The following is a 17,760-nucleotide window of genomic DNA, read 5'->3' as shown; positions in this document are numbered from 1 at the left end:
CCTACCCGTCCTTCGCAGGAGGCCCGATGTCCGACCCCGGAAGCCGCTACCGGGACGTCCCGTCGGCGGTGCACGTCGACGAGCGGGGCCGGGCCCGGCCGTGGGTGACCCTGCGGGTACCGCCGGCCACCGGCCCGACCGTCACCGGCGCGACCCGGCCGCACGACCGGCTGGACCTGCTCGCGTACCGGGCGTACGGCGACCCGGGTGCCTGGTGGCGGATCGTCGACGCCAACCCGGCCACCGCGTCCGCCGGCCCGGCGGCGGTGCTGGAGCCGCCCGGCACGCCGATCGAGCTGCCGCAGCCCGTCTCGCCGGAGGCGCTGTCGTGACGGCCGTGACCGTCGTCCTGCTGGTCGACAACGCCCCCGCCCCGGGCGAGGTCCTGGACGCGCTGCAGGAGCTGGTCGTCGAGACCACCCTGGACGCGCCAGGCACCTTCCGGCTGCGGCTGGGCACCGGGCTGTCCCCGCGCGGCGAGTGGCCGCTGCTCGAAGCCGACCGGTTCAGCGCCGGGCAGAGCGTGCGGATCGGAGCCGTCATCGGCACCGTCCCCCTGCCGGTCTTCCTCTTCGCCGGGTACGCGGCGACCCGCTCCGTGGTGTACGGGGAGAACGCCGGGGACTCCTCGGTGGAGGTCGGCGGCCTCGACGCCACCGGCCTGATGAACCTCCAGGACCGCACCCAGGCCTGGCCCAACCTGCCGGACGCCGTGATCGCGGCCCAGATCTTCGCCGGCTACAAGCTCGTCCCCCAGGTCTCGCCGACCGGTCCGGTGCTGATCGAGCCCGAGGGCACCACGGTGCAGCGCGGCAGCGACATCCGCTTCCTGCGCCGGCTCGCCCGGCGCAACGGCTTCGAGGTGTTCACCCTGCCGCAGGCCAACACCGGCATCGAGGTCGGCCACTTCCACCAGGTCTCGGCCGAGGGCCTGCCGGTCGCCACGCTCGCCGTACGGGCCGGCAGCGCGAGCGGGGTCACCGACCTGCGGATCGGCCACGACATGCTGCGCGCCACCACCGTCACCGCGGACGCGATGGACCTGCGGCACAGCGGTCAGAGCGCCGAGGTGACGGCCGTCAGCTCCACCACCGGCGGCACCAGCGTGCTCTCCGGGCTGAGCCCGACCCCGGTCACCCGGCTCACCGGCACCGCCCTGACCGGCGCGGGGGACCTGCGCACCGCGGCCCAGGCCCTGGTCGACCGGGCGGCCCTGGCGATCGTCGCGGAGGGGACGGTGGACGCCTCGGTCGGACCGCTGCGCCCCGGCGACCCGATCCGGCTGGCCGGGGCGGGCCCCGCCTACAGCGGGCCGTGGCTGGTCCGCAAGGTCGTGCACCGGATCACCCCCAGGGCCTACAGCCAACGCTTCACCGCGGTGCGCAACGCGGTGGGCGATTCGGGACTGCTCGGCGCACTGGGAGGCTGAACGACCGTGCTGGACCACGCACTGCTGGCGATCGGGGCGAGCACCGACCGCTACTTCGGCAAGTACCGGGGGGAGGTCACCAGTGTCGACGACCCGCTGAAGTCGGGGCGGCTGAAGGCCAAGGTGCCCGAGGTGCTCGGCGACGTCGAGACCGGCTGGGCCCTGCCCTGCACCCCGTACGCGGGGCAGCGCTCGGGCCTGTACACCGTGCCGCCGGTCGGCTCCCCGCTCTGGGTCGAGTTCGAGGCCGGCGATCCGTCCCGCCCGATCTGGACCGGCTGCTGGTGGGGGCCGCTGGAGGCGCCCGGCGCGCCGACCTCGCCGCTGCCCAGCCCGGGCCGGCGCGAGCTGGTCAGCGAGACGGGCCTGACGGTGAGCCTGGACGACGACGGCCACACCCTGACGGTCAGCGACCTGACCGGACAGAACCTGCTGGAGATCAAGGCGGACTCCGGCCAGGTGACGCTGCAGGCGCTCACCCAGGTCACCCTGGAGGCCCCGCTGGTCAGCCACGGGCGGCAGGCCGCCGAGCCGGCCGTCCTCGGCACCCAGCTGCTGAGCTACCTGACCCAGCTCGCCACACTCGTCAACACCCACATCCACCCGGGCATGGTCGCCGGGCCGGTGCCCGTGGTGCCGACCCCGCCGGTCGCCCAGGTGCCGCCGCCCACACCGGCCCTGCTCAGCGTCAAGAACCTGGTGGAGTAGCGCAGATGACAGCAATCCGGCCTACGGCCCGTCCTCAAACCCCCGTCGTCCGGGAGCCGTCGTGACCGGGCCGCTCTCCTTCCCGCTGCGCGTCGACGGCACCGGGCGCACCGCGAGCGCCGACCCGGACCGGCACGTCCGCGAGCTGATCGAACTGGTGCTGCTGACCGAGCCGGGCGAGCGGGTGATGCGCCCGGACTTCGGCTGCGGGCTGCGCGCGCTCGTCTTCGCGCCGCTCGGGGACGTCCTGGCGACGGCCACCCAGGCGCTGATCAAGGCCCAGCTGCACACCTGGGCGGACGACCTGGTGGCCGTCGACCGGGTGGACACGGTGGCCCGCGAGGACGGCTCCCTGGTGGTCACCGTGGCCTACCGCCGCCGGGTCGACCGCGGCGCCGGCGTCGTCCAGGTGGTGGTGCCGGCATGACCGAGGCGATCCTGCCGCCCGACCCGCTCACCCGGCGCCGGGCCGAACTCCTGGTCGAGGAGGACCGGGGCAACGGCATCGACTACGTCGAGGTGGATGCCGCCGACCACAGCCGGCTCACCGTCGGCCTGCTGCGCGACCTGCCCGCCGGCGCGGACCCCTTCAAGCTGGTCAGCCGCCCCGACCAGGTGCTGGTCAAGGGCGGCGAGCGGATCCGCGGCATCCGGGTGGTGGCGGTCTCCGTCACCGACGCGCGGACCCTGCTGGTGCGCACCGACGAGCCGGGCGACTTCAGCCGGTACGAGCTGGAGCTGGCCGTCCCGGACCTCGACCCGGTGCTGCGCCGGATCGGCTTCTCCTTCATGGCCACCTGCCCCTCCGACCTGGACTGCCGCGCCCCCGGTCCCGGCCCGGCCGACCCGGGCGGGCCCGAACCGCTGCTCGACGTCACCGCCAAGGACTTCGCGGGCTTCCGCCGGATGCTGCTGGACCTCGCGGCCCAGCGCCACCCCTCGCTCTCCGACCGGCACCCGGCGGACCTCGCCGTCACCCTGCTCGAACTGCTGGCCTTCCACGCCGACCAGCTGTCCTACGCCCAGGACGCGGCCCTGCTGGAGGGCTACCTCGGGCTCGCCCGCCGCCGGGTGTCGGTGCGCCGGCACGTCCGACTGGTCGACTACGCGCTGCACCAGGGCCGCAACGCCGCCACCGCGGTGCACCTGGCCGTCACCGCGCCGATCAGCGTGCCGCGCGGCACCCGGCTGCTGACCACGATCCCGAACCCGCTGGCCGGCCAGACCGGCGCCCCGCCACCCGGGATCCGGACCGAACTGGTCGACGCCCGGGCACTGGCCACGCCCCCGCTGGACGGTTCGGTGGTGTTCGAGACCGCCCACAAGCTGACCGCCGATCCGCTCGGCAACACACTGCACCTGCACCACTGGGGCGAGGACAGCTACTGGCTCCCGGCCGGCGCCACCACCGCCTGGCTCTGGGCCGAGGACCCGGCGCACCCCGCGACCGCCGCCGAGCCGGTGCTGAAGGCCGGTGACCTGCTCGTCCTGGAGCAGGTCCGCTCGCCGCGCACGGGGCTGGCGGCCGACGCCGACCCGACCGCCCGCTGGGTCGTCCGGCTGACCGACGTCCAGCCCGGCAGCGACCCGGCGTACCTGCCCGCTGTCACCAAGGATCCCGACGGCCGGGTGCGGCTGACCGGGCGCACCCACGACGCCGACCCGCAACTGCCGCTGCTCGCCGTCCGGTGGGCCGCCGCCGAGGCGCCCGACCGGCCGGTCTGCGTCCGCGCCGTGCAGACCGACGGCGACGTGCTGGAGGACGTCTCGCTCGGCCGGGGCAACACCGTGCTGGCCGACCACGGCCTCACCGTCGACGGGATCGACGTCACCCCGGAGGGCTGGGACCCGACGGCCGCCGGGCCGCTCGGCGGGCCGCTCGACCCCCGGCTGCGGCTGCCGGACGCCCCGCTGACCCATCAGGCGGGCGCGCCGGACACCGAGCGGACCGACCTGTCCGGCGGGCCGCAGACGGCCGTCCCGTCCCTGACCGTCACCGCCCGGCCGCGCTCGGGCCCGCCCGAGGTGTACTCGCCGGTGCCGGACCTCTTCGACAGCGGGCCCAACGACCTGCACCTGGTCGTCGAGGTGGACGACACCGGGCACGGGCTGATCCGCTTCGGCCGGCCCCCGCTGGGGCGGCCGCCGCTGCAGGCCCAGACCTTCGAGGCCCGCTACCGGATCGGCAACAGCACGGCCGGCAACATCGGCGCCGAGGCGCTGGCGCACATCGTCCTGCCCGACGCCGACGCCAAGCGGGTGCAGACCGTCCGCAACCCCGTGCCGGCCACCGGCGGCACCGAGCCGGAGAGCATCGAGCACGCCCGGCGCCTCGCCCCCGACGCCTTCCGGGCCCGGCAGGAGCGCGCCGTCACCGAACAGGACGCCGTCGACGCCGTGTTGCGGCTGCCGGCCGTGCGCGCGGCGGTGGCCGCACTGCGCTGGACCGGCAGCTGGTACACCTGGCTGGTCTCCGTGCTGCCCGTCGATCCCACGGCGCTGGTGGACACCGGCGGCAGCCACCAGGAGCTCTCCACCGCCCTGCGGGCCGAGGTGGTGGCCGCCCTGGACGCCGTCCGGCTGGCCGGGCAGGACGTGGACGTCCGGCCGCCGCAGTTCGTCGCCGTCGAACTCGCGCTGCACGTGTGCGCCGCCCCGGGGCACAGCCGCGCCGTGCTGCGCCGCGCCGTACGGGACGCCCTGATCGCCGGGCGGCTGCCGGGCGGACGGGCGGGACTGCTCGCCGGGGCGGCGCTCGGCTTCGGGCGGCCGCTGCTGCTCGGCGAGGTGTACGCGGCGGTGGCCGCCGTCCCCGGGGTCGACTCGGTCAAGGCGCTGGCGCTGCGCCGCTACGACGCGCCCGACAACGGGGAACTCGCCGCCGGGCGCCTGGATGTGGCGCCCTGGCAGGTGCTGCGCCTGGACGACGACCCGAGCCTGCCGGAGCACGGCGTACTGCACCTGGAGATCGACGGAGGTACCCCTTGAGACCCCCCGGCACCTGCCCCGGCGGCCTGCCCGAGACGCCGCTGCCGGTCGACAACCCGGCGGGCCTGCCCGCGCTGCGCGCCCGGATCGGCGACTTCGCCTCGTTCCAGCGGACCATGCTGGAGCGGATCGCCGCGCAGCCCGAGCTCGCCGGGCTCACCACGCGGGACCAGGACGACCACGCGATCACGCTGCTGGAGCAGTGGGCCGCGCTCGGCGACGTCCTGACCTTCCATCAGGAGCGGTACGTCAACGAGCACTTCCTCGGCACCGCGGTGCTCGACGAGAGCGTGCACCGGCTGGTCGAGCTGATCGGCTACCGGCCGCGGCCGGGCGTCTCCGCCACCGCGACGCTCGCGTTCACGCTCGCCGCCGGCGCCGCGCTCACCGTGCCGGCCGGGTTCCCGGTGCAGAGCGTGCCGGGACCCGGCGAGCAGCCGCAGACCTTCGAGACGCTGGAGGGCTGCGCGGCCGACTGGCGGCTCAACGCCCTGCCCGCGTACGGGAAGCCGGTCGCGGTGGATCCGCTCGCCGGGGCCGAAGGCGCGCTGGTCCACCCCGCCGACGTGCCGCGCTGGGCCGGGGTGCTGCGGCCGGGCGACCCGATGCTGATCGTGGTCGAGGGGCCGGAGTCGGCGCACGTCAAGATCGGCGGCTCCGGAACGCGGGAGACCGGCTCGGTCCTGCGCACCACCGTCGCCGCGCTGGACGCCGGGCCGGACGGGCTGCGGCTGCGGCTCGCCGCGCAGACCGCGGCAGCGGGCGCGGCCGCCTACCGGCCCGCGCGGTCCCTGCTGGTCAACGGGCACGACGTGCCGGACACCGCACCGCCGATCATGTCCAAGAACGGCGACAAGATCACCTGGGACGTCGGGAAGGCGAGCGAGGTGGAGATCGCGGCCGGTGCGCCGCTGCCGCTGGAGCGCAAGAACGAGTCGCTGGCCGTCGGGACGCCGCTGCTGGTGGTCGACCCCGGGGCGTTCACCCGCGTGGTCCGGGTGACGAAGACCGCGCCCGGCACCGAGCAGCTCCTCGGCGCCACCGGGCCGACCAGCCAGGTCGCCGAGGTGACCGTCGATCCCGAGCTGCCGAAGATCGCGGACCGCCGCAAGGTCCAGGTCGTCCAGCTCGACGGGGAGGCGGTCCGCTGGCTCGGCCTGGACCACCCGGACCGGCTCGGCAACGAGCTCTGGATCCCCGGCCTGGCGGTGGCCACCGCACCGCCGCCCCCGGCCGAGGCCGAGGCCAACGCAGGGGCGGCGGCCGACTCCGTGCAGGTGCTCGGCCCGCCCGGCACCGACCGGGCCGCGGCACCCGTGGTGGCCCCCGCCGACCTGCCCCGGGGCCGGCGGCTGGTGCTCGCGGCGCCCGGCGGGCGGGCCGTCGCCACCACCGTCCAGGGCGGCGTCCGGCTGGAACCGGCCGGGGCGGACCCGGCCGCCGGGGGTGTCCGGGCCGGCGACGCCTGCTACCTGGTGGTGCCGCTCGCCGCACAGCCCGAGGACACCGACCCGCTGGACGCCGCCGCCACCACCCTGCTGGGCAACGCCGCGACGGCGAGCCACGGCGTCACCGTCCCGCACGAGGTGCTCGGCTCCGGTGACGCCTCGTCCGCCTTCCAGCGCTTCGCCCTCGCCCACGGCCCGCTGACCCGGGTGCCCGCGGCCACCCCCGAGGGCTCCGTCACCGCCCTGACCGTACGGGTCGGCGGGCTCGCCTCCCGAGAGGTGCCGCAGCTGCTCGGCGCCGGGCCGGACCAGGTCGTGTACGAGCTGTGCACCGAGGCCGACGGCTCGACCGTCGTGCAGTACGGCGACGGGACGAACGGCGCCCGCCCGCGCAGCGGCGCCGGCAACGTCGTCGCCGACTACCGCTACGGCGCCGGGCTGGCCGGCCGGGTCGGCGCCGGCACCCTTACCCAACCGCTGCACCGGCTGCCCGGGCTCGACGCCGTGGCCAACCCGGCCGCCGCCCAGGGCGGCGCCGACCGGGAGGACGGCAGCGCCCTGCGCGAGCGGGCCCCCGGGACGGTACGGGTGCTCGGCCGGGCCGTCAGCGCGGCGGACTGCGCGGACCTGCTGGTCGCCACCGGCCAGGTGGCCAAGGCCCGGGCCGCCACCGTGTGGGACGGCCGCGGACTGCTGATCGCGGTGACGGTGGCCGGCCCCGCCGGCGGCACCTTCGACCCGGCCGGGCGTCGGCTGCTGGCCCGTACCGTCGCCTCGGCGAGCCCGCCCTACCGGCGGGTGGTGGTCCAGGACTTCACCCCGGTGCCGCTGGTGCTCGCCGTCACCGTCGCCCCGAACCCGGCGGCCGAGGCCGAGACCGTGCTGGCCGGGGTGCGCGCCGCCCTGGCCGGGCGGCTCGGCTTCGACCGCACCGACCTCGCCCGCGCGCTGCACCTGTCCGACCTCTACCTCGCCGCCGCCGCGGTGCCGGGGGCGGCGACGGTCACCGTCACCCGCTTCGGCTTCGCCCGACCGCCCGGGACCCCGGACGCCGTCTGGGCGGCGTTCCTCGCCGACCACGGGGCCGACCCGGCCGACGGCGACCTGCCCGAGCGGCTGCGGCTCCTGGACGTCCGGGCCGGCGCGGGCGGCGGCGTGCTGCCGGCCGAACTGCCGGTGCTCGCCCCCGACCAGCTCACCGTCACCCTGGCGGCGGCGCCGCCCGCACCGACCACCGGCGGCCTGACATGACGCCCCCGCACCCGCCCGTACCGTCCCGGAGGTGGCTCACATGACCGCCGCAGACCAGCTCTACGCCCGGCTCCCGGCCGTCATCCGGGCCAGGGACGCCGAGGTCGGCGAGCCGCTGCGGGCCCTGCTGGCCGTCATCGGCGAGCAGGCCGACGCGCTCGCCGCCGACATCGCGCGCGGCTACGAGGACCACTTCATCGAGACCTGCCAGGACCAGTACGTCCCGTACCTGGCCCGACTGGTCGGCACCGTCCCGCTGTACGACGCCTCGACCGCGCAGGACGACGCCACCGCCCTGGTCGAGTTCGACGACCTGCGCGGCCCGCGCCTGCTCCCCTCCGCCGGGGCGAGCGCCCGCGCCGACGTGGCCCGGACCATCGCCGTACGGCGGCGCAAGGGGACCGTCTCGGCGCTCGCCGACGTCGCCCAGCACGCCTGCGGGTTCCCGGTGCGGCTGGTCGAGGGCCTCGCCCGGACGGCCTGGACCCAGCACCTGCGGCACACCCGGCCCGACCTCACCACCACCCGGCTGCCGACCCGGCTGGACAGCGCACTGGCCGGCACGCCCTTCGACCGCACCACCCGGCTGGTCGACGTGCGCCACCCGGACGGCCCGGTCGGCTGGTACCACCCGGCGCACGTGACCGTCGCCGTCCACCGCGAGCGCGCCGCCGCACTCCAGCGGGTGCCGGCCCGCGAGGCCGACCAGCCGTGGCGCTACCGGCTGGACCCGCTCGGCCTCGACCGCCCGCTGTTCACCCGGGGGAACCGCACCGCCGACCTGCCGCCCGGCCTCGAAGCCGCCGCCGTCCCGGCTCCGCTGCGCCCCGCCCTGTTCGAGGCCGACCTGCTCGCCCACCCCGACACCTCGGCGGCGGGCGGCCCGCTGCCCTCGCCCACCACGCTGTACGGCCCGGTCGGCGACCAGGCGAACGCCCCGGCGGCGAGCCTCGGCGTCTGGTTCGACGACCGCTTCGGCACTCCCACCGCCGACCCGGCCGACCTCGGGCAGGTCCACGCCACCGTGCTCAGCCGCCGGCTCGACCCGTGGCCGGCGGCCCGGCCGGACGGCGCGGTGCTCGCCGTCGACGTGCGCAACGGTCGGGTGGCGGTGGGCTCCGCCCTCCCGCTGCCCGCCGTGCTGCGCGGCTCCTTCTTCCACGGCGCGGCCGGGCTGGTCGGCGGCGGAGACTACGACCGCTCCGGCTGGCTCGCCGCCGGCGAACCCGACCAGCTGCTCACCGTCGCCGCCCATGACGCCGACCACACCACGCTGACCGACGCGCTGGCCGCCTGGGCCGCCGGCCCCGCCCGCCACACCGTCATCCAGGTCCTGGACAGCGAGGACTACGCGCTGCCCGCCGGAATCACCGTCACCGGGCGCAGCCTGGTCATCGAGGCGGCCGACCTGCAGCGGCCGGTGCTGCGCCCCGCGCCCGCCGACGGCACCCTCACCGTTCGCGGCGACGGCACGCTGACGCTGTCCGGGGTGGCGCTGGACGGCCGGATCGCCACCGGGCCGGCCCTCGCCCGGCTGCGGCTGCTGCACTGCACGCTGCTGCCCGGCGGTCCGCGCGACCAGACCGGCGCACCGGTCGCGGACGGGCCGAGCATCACGGTGGCCGGGCCCTCCCCCACGCTCCGGATCCAGCTCGCCTTCTGCCTGCTCGGGCCCGTCCTGCTGGACGCCCCGGCCGACGAGGTGCTGCTGCTGGACTCGGTGGTCGCCGCCGGCCCGGCCACCGGCACGGCCGGGGCCACCGAGGCCGTCGCGGGCGCCGGCGCGCCCGGGACCGGGCTGCGGGCCGAGCGGTCCACCTTCCTGGGCACCGTCGCCGCCCGGACGGTCGACGCGAGCGAATGCCTGTTCACCGCCCGGCTGGTGGCCGCCCGCACGCAGCAGGGCTGTCTGCGGTACAGCTACCTGCCGCCGGACGACCCGGCCCGCCCGGCCGAGGCCAGCCGCACGCCCCGCCGCTTCGCCTGCCAGCCCGACCTCGCCGTCGCCCGGGTGCTGGCCGCCGACCCCCAGGCCACCGGCGCCGCCCGCGCCGCCCTGGTGGACGCCGAGCAGCGCCGGGTGCGCCCGGTGCTGGTCTCCCGCCACTACGACGACCCGGGCTTCGCGGAGTTGGACCCGCGCTGTCCGGCGGAGATCGCCGCCGGCGCGGAGGACGGCAGCGAGATGGGCGCCTACTGCCACGTCAAGGAGCCCCAGCGGCTGGACAACCTGCGGCGGCGGCTGGACGAGTACCTGCCGGCGGGCATCACCGCCGGCATCACCGTCATCGTCTGACCGCCGCCGTCCTCCGGGAGCCCCGACGCATGTCGGGGAGCCCGCCCCGCGCCCGGCGCGTCCTCCGCGCGCGCCGGGCAACCGATGCAGCGATCTCGAAGGAGCCGTACATGCCGGGCGACTACACCCGTCTCAGCTTCGACCCAGCCGCGGACTACAGCCGGCCCCGGGCCGAACAGGGCCGGATGCTGCGGGACGCCTACCTCAACGAGCTGGCGGACGGCCTGGACCACCGCCTGCGGGCGCTCGCCCTGGACGTCCTCGGCCCGTGCACCTCGCCGCTCGACCTCGACACCGGCGGCGCCCCTGAGGCGACCGGGTTCCGGATCGAGGCCACCGCCGACGGCAAGTCCTTCACCATCGGCCTCGGCCGCCTCTACCTGCACGGCCTGGCTCTCGACAACCACGGCGAGGTCGGCCCGCAGGAGGGGCCGGGCCCGCACGTCGAGCCGGGGCTGCAGGACCTACGGGCCGCGGCACCCGTCCGGTACGCCGACCAGCCGTACCTGCCCAACCCGCCGGACCTGACGCCCGGCCGTCACCTGGTGTACGTCGAGGCCTGGGAGCGCGAGGTCACCGCGGTCGAACGGCCCGAGCTGATCGATCCCGCCATCGGCGTGGAGACCGACGCCCGGATGCAGACCGTCTGGCAGGTGAAGGTACTGCCGAAGGACGCCGACGACGTCGACTGCGGCACGGAGGACCCCGACATCCCGGGCTGGGTGGCGGCCACCGCGCCCTCGGCCGGCCGGCTCTCCACCAAGGGCGTGGCCGTCCCCGCCTCCACCGACCCGTGCAGCGTGCCGCCGGACGCCGACTACCTGGGCTGGGAGAACCGGCTCTACCGGGTCGAGGTGCACAACGACGGCATGCTCGCCCAGGCCGGCTTCAAGTGGGCCCGCGACAACGCGAGCGTGGCCGCCGCCGTGACCGACGTGGACGACACCCGCACGGTACTGACCGTCTCCCGGACGGGGCGCGACGACGTCCAGCGGATCCGGGAAGGCGCCTGGGTGGAGGTGCTGGACGACGACCGGGAGCTGTCCGGTACCCCCGGCTTCCTCGCCCGGGTGGTGACCGTCGACCGGCTCGACGACCCCACCCAGCAGGTGACGCTCTCGGCCGCGCTGCCGGCCGACCTCGACCCGGCCGACCACGGTCGGCGGACCAGGCTGCGGCAGTGGGACCACAGCGGCCCGCTCGTCGGCGCCGACGGAACCATTCCGGTCTCCGCCGCCACCGGCGGACTCGTACTGGAGGACGGCGTCCGGATCATCTTCTCCGACGCCCCGGCCGGCGGCACGCTGCGCACCGGCGACCACTGGACCTTCACCGCCCGCTCGGCCGACGGCCGGGTCGAGGAGCTGACGCAGGCACCCCCGCAGGGCCCGCACCGCTTCTACGGCCGGCTCGCCGTGATCGACCTCCCGAACGAGGTCACGGACTGCCGGGGCGTCTGGCCGCCGGCCTGCGCGGAGTGCGGGGACTGCACGGTCTGCGTGACCCCCGAGTCGCACGCCGACGGCACCCTGACCGTGCAACAGGCCGTCGACCGGGTGCGCAGGACCGGCGGGCGGGTCTGCCTGGCGGTGGGCCAGTACGAGCTCGACGAACCGGTGGTCCTGAACGGGGCCCAGTCGGTGACCCTCTCCGGGCACGGCTGGCTGACGGTGCTCCGGCACCGGGGAAGCGGGCCGGCGCTGGTGCTGCAGCGATGTCGCGGGGTGACGGTCAGCGATCTGGCGATCCTGGGCGATCCGGTCGAGCGTCCGACCGAGGGGGGCGATGGGGGCGATGGGGGCGATGGGGGCGATGGCGAGTTCCCCGCGATCGGCATCGCGGTGGCGGGCTCGGCCGGTGTCGACCTGCTCCGGTGCGCCATCGCCCGGACCAGCCTGCTGAGCAACGACGGGCCGCAGCTCCTGCAAGCCCTGATCACCGGACGGAACGTGTCCGACCGGGACGTGTCCCACCGGGGCGGGACCGAGGGCGGAGGGACGGGGCAGGGCGACGTCCAGGAGACCGCGATCGCGCTGTCCGGCCTGGTCGTGGGCCTCGCCGTACGCGACTGCGCACTGCTCGCCGATCTCGGCATCACGGCGGTCATCCGGCCGCGGGAGCGCGCCGCTGACGGCCCGCAGCCGCTCGGCGGAGGGGCGTTCCTGATGCTGGCCGGCTTCGAACTCACCGACTCACTGGTCTACGGGGTGGACGGCGGCCTGTTGCTGGACGAGCGCGTGCAGCTCTCCCTCGGCGCCACCCTGCGCGACAACCTGATCGTCGGCGACGGCGGCGCCGGCGTGATTTGGCAGGCCGAATCCCTGAACGCCGCCCTGACCATCCGGGACTGCCGGATCGACGGCGGCGGCGCCGGGATCGAACTCGCCGCGCCCACCAGCGAAATCCGCGACTGCGTGATCACCGCCCGTCCGGTCGGCGACCTCACCACGGGCGGGGGCCGCGACGTGCAGCAGCCCCCGCTCCGGCTGGACGGCACCGGGATCGCCCTCACCGCCCCCCGCCTGGCCGGGGTCCTGTCCGCGGTGTCGGTCACCGGCTGCACCCTGTCCACGGTGGGGCCCGCGATCGCCATGCAACTCGCGCAGCAGGACGTCGTGATCGCCGACAACCGGCTGGACGGCGGCACCGGGGGTGTCGTCATGCGGCCCGGATCGAGCGGTTCACGGGTGGTCGTCCGCGGCAACGAGGTCACCCGGACCGAGCGGCCCGACTTCCCCTTCGAGCCGGGCCAGCCGATGGTCGGCGTCCTCCTGACCGGCGTGACCGACGGCGAGGTGCGCGGCAACCGCATCCACGACCTCTTCCCCGCGACCACCGAGCCGACCACGCTGATGGTCGTCGGCGTCTTCCCCCAGCAGTGCCGCTCCGTCACCGTGACGGACAACATCCTCGACGTGCGGCTCCCGGAAGGGGCGACGGCCCTACTCGTCGCCGGAGTGGTCGCCGTGACCAGCTCCGGCCGGGTCGAGGTGCTGGACAACGTCATCACCAGCGGCGGACGGCCCGACCGCAGCGCCGTCGGCCTCCTCGCCGTGCTGCTCTTCCTCGGCCGCGACCACATCGACACCACCCGCTTCCCGGCACCGGGCTCCCGGGAATCGCTCGACCCGGCAGGCGACGCCGCGACCTTGCTGGCCCGCCTCGGCGGCACCGGCTGGTACGCCGAGCTGAAGCACGGCCTGGCCTGGGTGACCCCCGCCCGGGTCTTCGCCCCGGACGCCTCCGTCCTGCCCGCCGCGACCATCCGGGGAAACCGGATCGAGGCGGACGGGGACTCCGTCGCCGTCCGGAGCGTCCTGGCCGGGCCACTGCTGGTCAACGACAACCTGATCCGCCGCACCGACCAGCACCCGGGTGACGCGAACCAGCGGGCCCTGCTGGACGGCTCCGCGGACAGCACGGTCGTCTCGGCGAACCACCTGGAGACGAGCGCCCTCACCGCCGTCCGGCTGGACGTCCCGGCCAACCGCGTGGCCGTCACCGGGAACGTCGTCAAGGGCGCGTTCCTGGTCGGCGGCCAGGCCCTGCAGCCGCCCTGGGCCGCGATCAACGTCGCGCTGTAGTGGCGCTCCCCGCGCGCACTCCCCCGCGCACACTCCCCCCCGCAACGGAAGGACGGAAGGGCACCATGCACGACAGCACCACCGCACACCTCCGGCAGCTGTTCCGGCAGGAAGCCGACCGGATCGACGAGACCCTGGCGCGGCGCGTCGCGGAGCTGGAGGAACAGCTGGAACTCGCCCGGGAGATCGCCGCCGGTGCCAAGCGCGGGCCGCGGAAGGCGATCGCCGGACAGGCCCGGGACGCGGCCGCGGCGGCGCTGCGCGACGTCACGCGGCTCGCCGCGGACCGGCGGGAGGCACTGGCCCTGGCGGCCGAGGAGTTGGCCGCGCTGCTGCACCCGGAGGGGACCGGCGGGAGGCCGTCCGGGCCGTCCACAGCCGGGTGAGCTGCGCGTCCACCGGGGAACGGCGGGCCACCTCGTACGGGTCACCGCTCCTCGACGCGCGGCGGCGAGCGTTGACAGCGCGTCGGCCGACCGACAAGGTCGGCAGCGTCCGTCCGTGGGGAGCAACAGATGACGCCTGACCAGTCCGGGGCGTGCCTCCGGCCGCCCGGAGCCGACCTCCGACTGCTCGGTTGCTGGCAGCTCGCCCTGGGCGGTCGGACCGTCGAGCTGCCGCCCACCGCCCGCCGGATCCTCACCCTGCTGGCCCTGCGGGGACCGGTCGCCCGGGCGGCGGTCTCCTGCACGCTCTGGCCCGAGGCCGACGAGGGCGCGGCGGCCGGCCGGCTGCGCACCGCGCTGTGGCGGCTCTCCGCCGGTCAGCGGTTGGTCGAGACGCGCGGCGAGGTGCTGGCGCTCGCCGCGGCCGTCCGGGTGGACGTCCGGCGGATGGTCGCGGCCGCCCAGGCGCTGCGTGACGGCGGCGGGGCCGGGGTCGGGGCCGGGGCTGCGGTCGGGGCCGGCGTCGGGGCCGGGGAGCCGCCGGTGGAGCTGTTCACCCAGGACCTGCTGCCGAACTGGTACGAGGACTGGCTGGTGGTGGAACGGGAACGGGTCCGGCAGATCCGGCTGCACGCCCTGGAGGCCCTGTCCGCGCGGATGAGCCGCCAGAAGCGCTACGTGGAGGCGGTCGACGCCGCCCTGGTCGCCGTCCTGGCCGAGCCGCTGCGGGAGAGCTCGCACCGGGCGGTGATCCGGGCGCACCTGGCCGAGGGCAACGTGGCCGAGGCCGTCCGGCAGTACGAGACCTGCCGGGTGGCCCTGCGGGAGCAGCTGGGGGTCGAGCCCAGCGCCGAACTGGCCGGGCTGATGCCGTTGCGCACCCGCACCCTGCCCGCCCGGCGGAGTCCGACCCCGGCGCACTGACGCTCCTCGCGGGCGGTGGGTGGCCCGGGCCCGGAACGACCGTGGCCCTCCCGCCGGGCGGTGGGAGGGCCACGGCGGTGACCCCCGTCAGCGGGAGGCCGGGCGGGCGGTCAGCGGTGTTGGAGGGACTTGACGTTGTCGCCGAAGGTCCAGCCCTTCGAGCCGTCCCAGTTGATCGACCAGGTCATCAGCCCCTTCAGCGAGCCGCCGAAGGCGTTCCACGACTGGCCGACCAGGCCCGGATCCAGGTAGCCGCCGCCGGCGCCGGGCTGGGCCGGCAGGCCGGGGACCTGCTTGTCGTAGGGCACCTTGACGGTGGTGCCCTGGATGGTCAGGCCGTTGTTGAGGCAGGTGGTCTGCGCGGTGAAGCCCTGGACGGTGCCGGCCTGGTAGGAGTCGCCGGAGCAGCCGTACATGCTGCCGTTGTAGTACTGCATGTTCAGCCACCACAGCTGCCCGTTGTCGGCGTACTTCTTGATGATCGGCAGGTAGGCGCCCCAGATCGACCCGTAGGTGACGCTGCCACCGGTCACGTACGCGGTCTCGGGGGCCATCGTCAGGCCGAAGCCCGCGGGCATCTGGGCCAGCACGCCGTCGATGATGCGGATCAGGTTGGCCTGGGAGGCGGACAGCGTGCCGATGCTGCCGCTTCCGGACAGGCCGGTCTCGATGTCGATGTCGATCCCGTCGAAGTTGTACTTCTTGAGGATCGGGACGACGGTCGCCACGAAGCGGTCGGCGACGGCGCTGGAGCTCAGGTCGATGCCCGCGGCGGCACCGCCGATCGACATCAGGACCGTGGCCCCGGCCGCCTTGGCCTGGCACATCTCGGCGGGGGTCGAGACCTTGACGTTGGCGTCCATGCCGTCCTGCCACTGGACGGTGCCGTCCGAGAGGATCACCGGGAAGGCGGCGTTGATGACGTTGTAGCCGTGCGCGGCGATCCGACTGTCCGTGATCGGTACCCAGCCCATGCCGGGGTGGACGCCGTTCGCGGCGCCGTCCCAGTTCTCCCAGTAGCCCTGCAGGACCTTGCCCGCGGGCTTGGGCTTGGTGGGGCAGGTGTCACCGGTCGGCGGGGTGGTGGGGGTGTCGTGGGCGGGGTGGTGGGCGGCGTCGTGGGCGGGGTGGTGGGTGGGGTGGTCGGCGGGGTCGGCGTGGGGCTGCTGCCGCCGGGGCCGCTGAGCGAGACGTCGTCCGCGTAGTAGGTGGGCTGCCCGTACCAGCCGTGCAGGTAGACGGTCACCGAGGTGGTGTTCGGCCCGGTGGTGAAGCCGACGCTGAGTTGGCCGTACGACGGGCTGTTCGGCGTCCAGGTGGACGGCGTGCCGGTGATGCCGGTGCCCGTGGCGCCGAGGTAGACGTAGCTGCCCTGGACGTAGGCGCTCAGCGTGTACTGCGCGTTGGGCTGGACGCTGACGGTCTGGGTGCACTGGGCGGTGTCCGAGCCGGTCGGCGTGGCCTTGAGCGCGGAGGCGCCGGAGTGGACCGGACTGCCGACGGCCGTGCCGGAGCCGCCGGTACAGGCCCAGTCGGAGAGTCCGTTCTCGAAACCGGGGTTGGCCACCAGGTTGGTGGTGGCGGCCCCGGCGGTGACGGAGCCGACCACGGCGATGCCGGCGCCGATGACGGCGGCGGCGCTCACGGCGGCGAGGGTGCGCCTCAGGACGGTCGGCCCGGGCTCGGCTCGGCGGGACTCGCCCGGCGGGCGTGGGGTGTGTGACCTCCGACGGACCATGCTGTGCTCCCTTCCCGCCGAGCGTCATGGACATGACCGACGCGTGGGGGCGTGACGCCCGGCTCTGGGTGAGGTGGGGGGACATGTGGGGCTGTGCCGGACGGGATCGTAGGAGGGGTGGGCAGGCCCGTCAATAGGTCTGGACCAATTCGGTCCGGGGCCAAGTCCCGCTCCGCGCGTCGTCACCGCCACCGTGCGTCGTCACACGAACCACACCCGACCCGCGCAGAAGCCTCGCGCCGACCGGGTGTCGCGAAGCGGTCCGGTGTGCGTACGCTCGCATCCAATCCGATCCGGCCCGGCATCCGGGCGGCGTGGCAGTCTCCGCCGGGATCCCGGTCATGCCGCACCTACGGAAAAGATCCGATGAGTTACTGCACCCCGTGTCGACGCCATCTCAACGGCGCGCTCTCCTGCCCCGGCTGCGGCCGGGCTGCCGGACCCGCTCCCGGGGAGACGCCGGACCCTCACCCCGTACCAGCGGACGAGGCCCCGTCCCCCGAGTCCGCACCGCCCCGCCGGACGTCGGGGCGCTCGGCAGGGCGCTCGGCCCGGCGGCAGGGTGGCCGCGGCAAGGTCCTGGCGGCGTCGGCGGCCGGGCTGGTGGTCTGCGGGCTGGCCACCGTCCTGCTGGCCGGCGGCAGTTCGGACGGTGCGGTGGAGCCGGCCTCCGCGCACACCGGGCCACCCTCCCAGAGCGCCGCGGCCGCTCCCGGCACCCCGACCGCACCGGCACCGGCCACCGCGGCCACGGCCACGGCCCGCCCGCAGCCGTCGGCCACCACCACCCGCCCCAAGCCGTCCGGCGGCACCGCCTCGGCCACGGCGTCCGTCCCGGTCCCGCCGACGCCTCGTCCGGCGGACCCGCCCGCGAAGCCCTCCCCGAGTCCGACCGGCTCGAACCCGCAGCCCTCCACCACCCGGCCGCCGACCACCCCGGTGGTCACTCCGACCTGTGACCGCTTCCTGTTCTGGTGCACCTGAGCGGCGCCGGCGAGGGGAGCAGCC

General features: G+C 75.8%; 11 protein-coding genes and 1 pseudogene. 10 read left to right on the top strand and 2 right to left on the bottom strand.

All coding sequences use genetic code 11. From position 1 onward, the window contains the following. Positions 1 to 26 precede the first annotated feature (26 nt). From CRP52_RS32220 to CRP52_RS32175, 10 genes are all read left to right on the top strand, one after another. Complete coding sequence (locus CRP52_RS32220; protein ID WP_097239614.1) at positions 27 to 332, top strand: tail protein X; 306 nt, start codon at positions 27 to 29, stop codon at positions 330 to 332. Next, on the top strand, positions 329 to 1,429 hold the full coding sequence (locus tag CRP52_RS32215; RefSeq protein ID WP_097239613.1) for a phage late control D family protein: 1,101 nt from the start codon (positions 329 to 331) through the stop codon (positions 1,427 to 1,429). Before CRP52_RS32220 ends, CRP52_RS32215 begins: the two co-directional genes overlap by 4 nt. Before the next feature lie 6 nt (positions 1,430 to 1,435). After that, entirely contained in the window at positions 1,436 to 2,137 is a 702-nt protein-coding gene (locus CRP52_RS32210) for a phage baseplate assembly protein V (protein ID WP_097239612.1), read from the top strand. Between the two features lie 61 nt (positions 2,138 to 2,198). Next, a complete protein-coding gene (locus tag CRP52_RS32205; RefSeq protein WP_097239611.1) occupies positions 2,199 to 2,564 on the top strand; it encodes a GPW/gp25 family protein in 366 nt (121 codons plus the stop codon). Continuing rightward, a complete protein-coding gene (locus CRP52_RS32200; RefSeq protein WP_097239610.1) occupies positions 2,561 to 5,125 on the top strand; it encodes a hypothetical protein in 2,565 nt (854 codons plus the stop codon). The genes CRP52_RS32205 and CRP52_RS32200 overlap by 4 nt, the downstream gene beginning before the upstream one ends. Further along, positions 5,122 to 7,824: a baseplate J/gp47 family protein gene (locus CRP52_RS32195; protein ID WP_097239609.1), complete on the top strand. Its 2,703-nt coding sequence runs from the start codon at positions 5,122 to 5,124 to the stop codon at positions 7,822 to 7,824. The genes CRP52_RS32200 and CRP52_RS32195 overlap by 4 nt, the downstream gene beginning before the upstream one ends. A 40-nt stretch (positions 7,825 to 7,864) precedes the next feature. Next, a complete protein-coding gene (locus CRP52_RS40665; RefSeq protein ID WP_097239608.1) occupies positions 7,865 to 10,120 on the top strand; it encodes a hypothetical protein in 2,256 nt (751 codons plus the stop codon). A 110-nt stretch (positions 10,121 to 10,230) separates the two neighbouring features. Continuing rightward, on the top strand, positions 10,231 to 13,704 hold the full coding sequence (locus tag CRP52_RS32185) for a DUF6519 domain-containing protein (protein ID WP_097239607.1): 3,474 nt from the start codon (positions 10,231 to 10,233) through the stop codon (positions 13,702 to 13,704). Between the two features lie 65 nt (positions 13,705 to 13,769). Then, positions 13,770 to 14,090, top strand: a complete 321-nt coding sequence (locus tag CRP52_RS32180) for a hypothetical protein (protein ID WP_097239606.1) — start codon at positions 13,770 to 13,772, stop codon at positions 14,088 to 14,090. Between the two features lie 129 nt (positions 14,091 to 14,219). Next, complete coding sequence (locus tag CRP52_RS32175; protein ID WP_097239605.1) at positions 14,220 to 15,014, top strand: AfsR/SARP family transcriptional regulator; 795 nt, start codon at positions 14,220 to 14,222, stop codon at positions 15,012 to 15,014. A 110-nt stretch (positions 15,015 to 15,124) separates the two neighbouring features. Here the strand turns inward: CRP52_RS32175 and CRP52_RS41050 are convergent. Both CRP52_RS41050 and CRP52_RS38620 read right to left on the bottom strand, forming a co-directional pair. Then, positions 15,125 to 16,752 (bottom strand): annotated as a pseudogene (locus tag CRP52_RS41050) (carbohydrate binding domain-containing protein). Positions 16,753 to 17,219: 467 nt separating this feature from the next. Beyond that, positions 17,220 to 17,699, bottom strand: a complete 480-nt coding sequence (locus tag CRP52_RS38620) for a hypothetical protein (protein WP_179852998.1) — start codon at positions 17,697 to 17,699, stop codon at positions 17,220 to 17,222. Between the last annotated feature and the right edge of the window lie 61 nt (positions 17,700 to 17,760).

Origin of the sequence: Streptomyces sp. 1331.2 (genome assembly GCF_900199205.1) — a bacterium.
Classification (GTDB): domain Bacteria; phylum Actinomycetota; class Actinomycetes; order Streptomycetales; family Streptomycetaceae; genus Kitasatospora.
Note: the sequence above shows the minus strand (reverse complement) of the source record. Positions and strands in the feature narration are given on the sequence as shown.

Bases quoted from the DNA above. Each gene is read 5' to 3' on its own strand.
- CRP52_RS32185 (WP_097239607.1), top strand. From the start codon at position 10,231: ATGCCGGGCGACTACACCCGTCTCAGCTTCGACCCAGCCGCGGACTAC.
- CRP52_RS32220 (WP_097239614.1), top strand. From the start codon at position 27: ATGTCCGACCCCGGAAGCCGCTACCGGGACGTCCCGTCGGCGGTGCAC.
- CRP52_RS40665 (WP_097239608.1), top strand. From the start codon at position 7,865: ATGACCGCCGCAGACCAGCTCTACGCCCGGCTCCCGGCCGTCATCCGG.
- CRP52_RS32180 (WP_097239606.1), top strand. From the start codon at position 13,770: ATGCACGACAGCACCACCGCACACCTCCGGCAGCTGTTCCGGCAGGAA.
- CRP52_RS32175 (WP_097239605.1), top strand. From the start codon at position 14,220: ATGACGCCTGACCAGTCCGGGGCGTGCCTCCGGCCGCCCGGAGCCGAC.
- CRP52_RS32200 (WP_097239610.1), top strand. From the start codon at position 2,561: ATGACCGAGGCGATCCTGCCGCCCGACCCGCTCACCCGGCGCCGGGCC.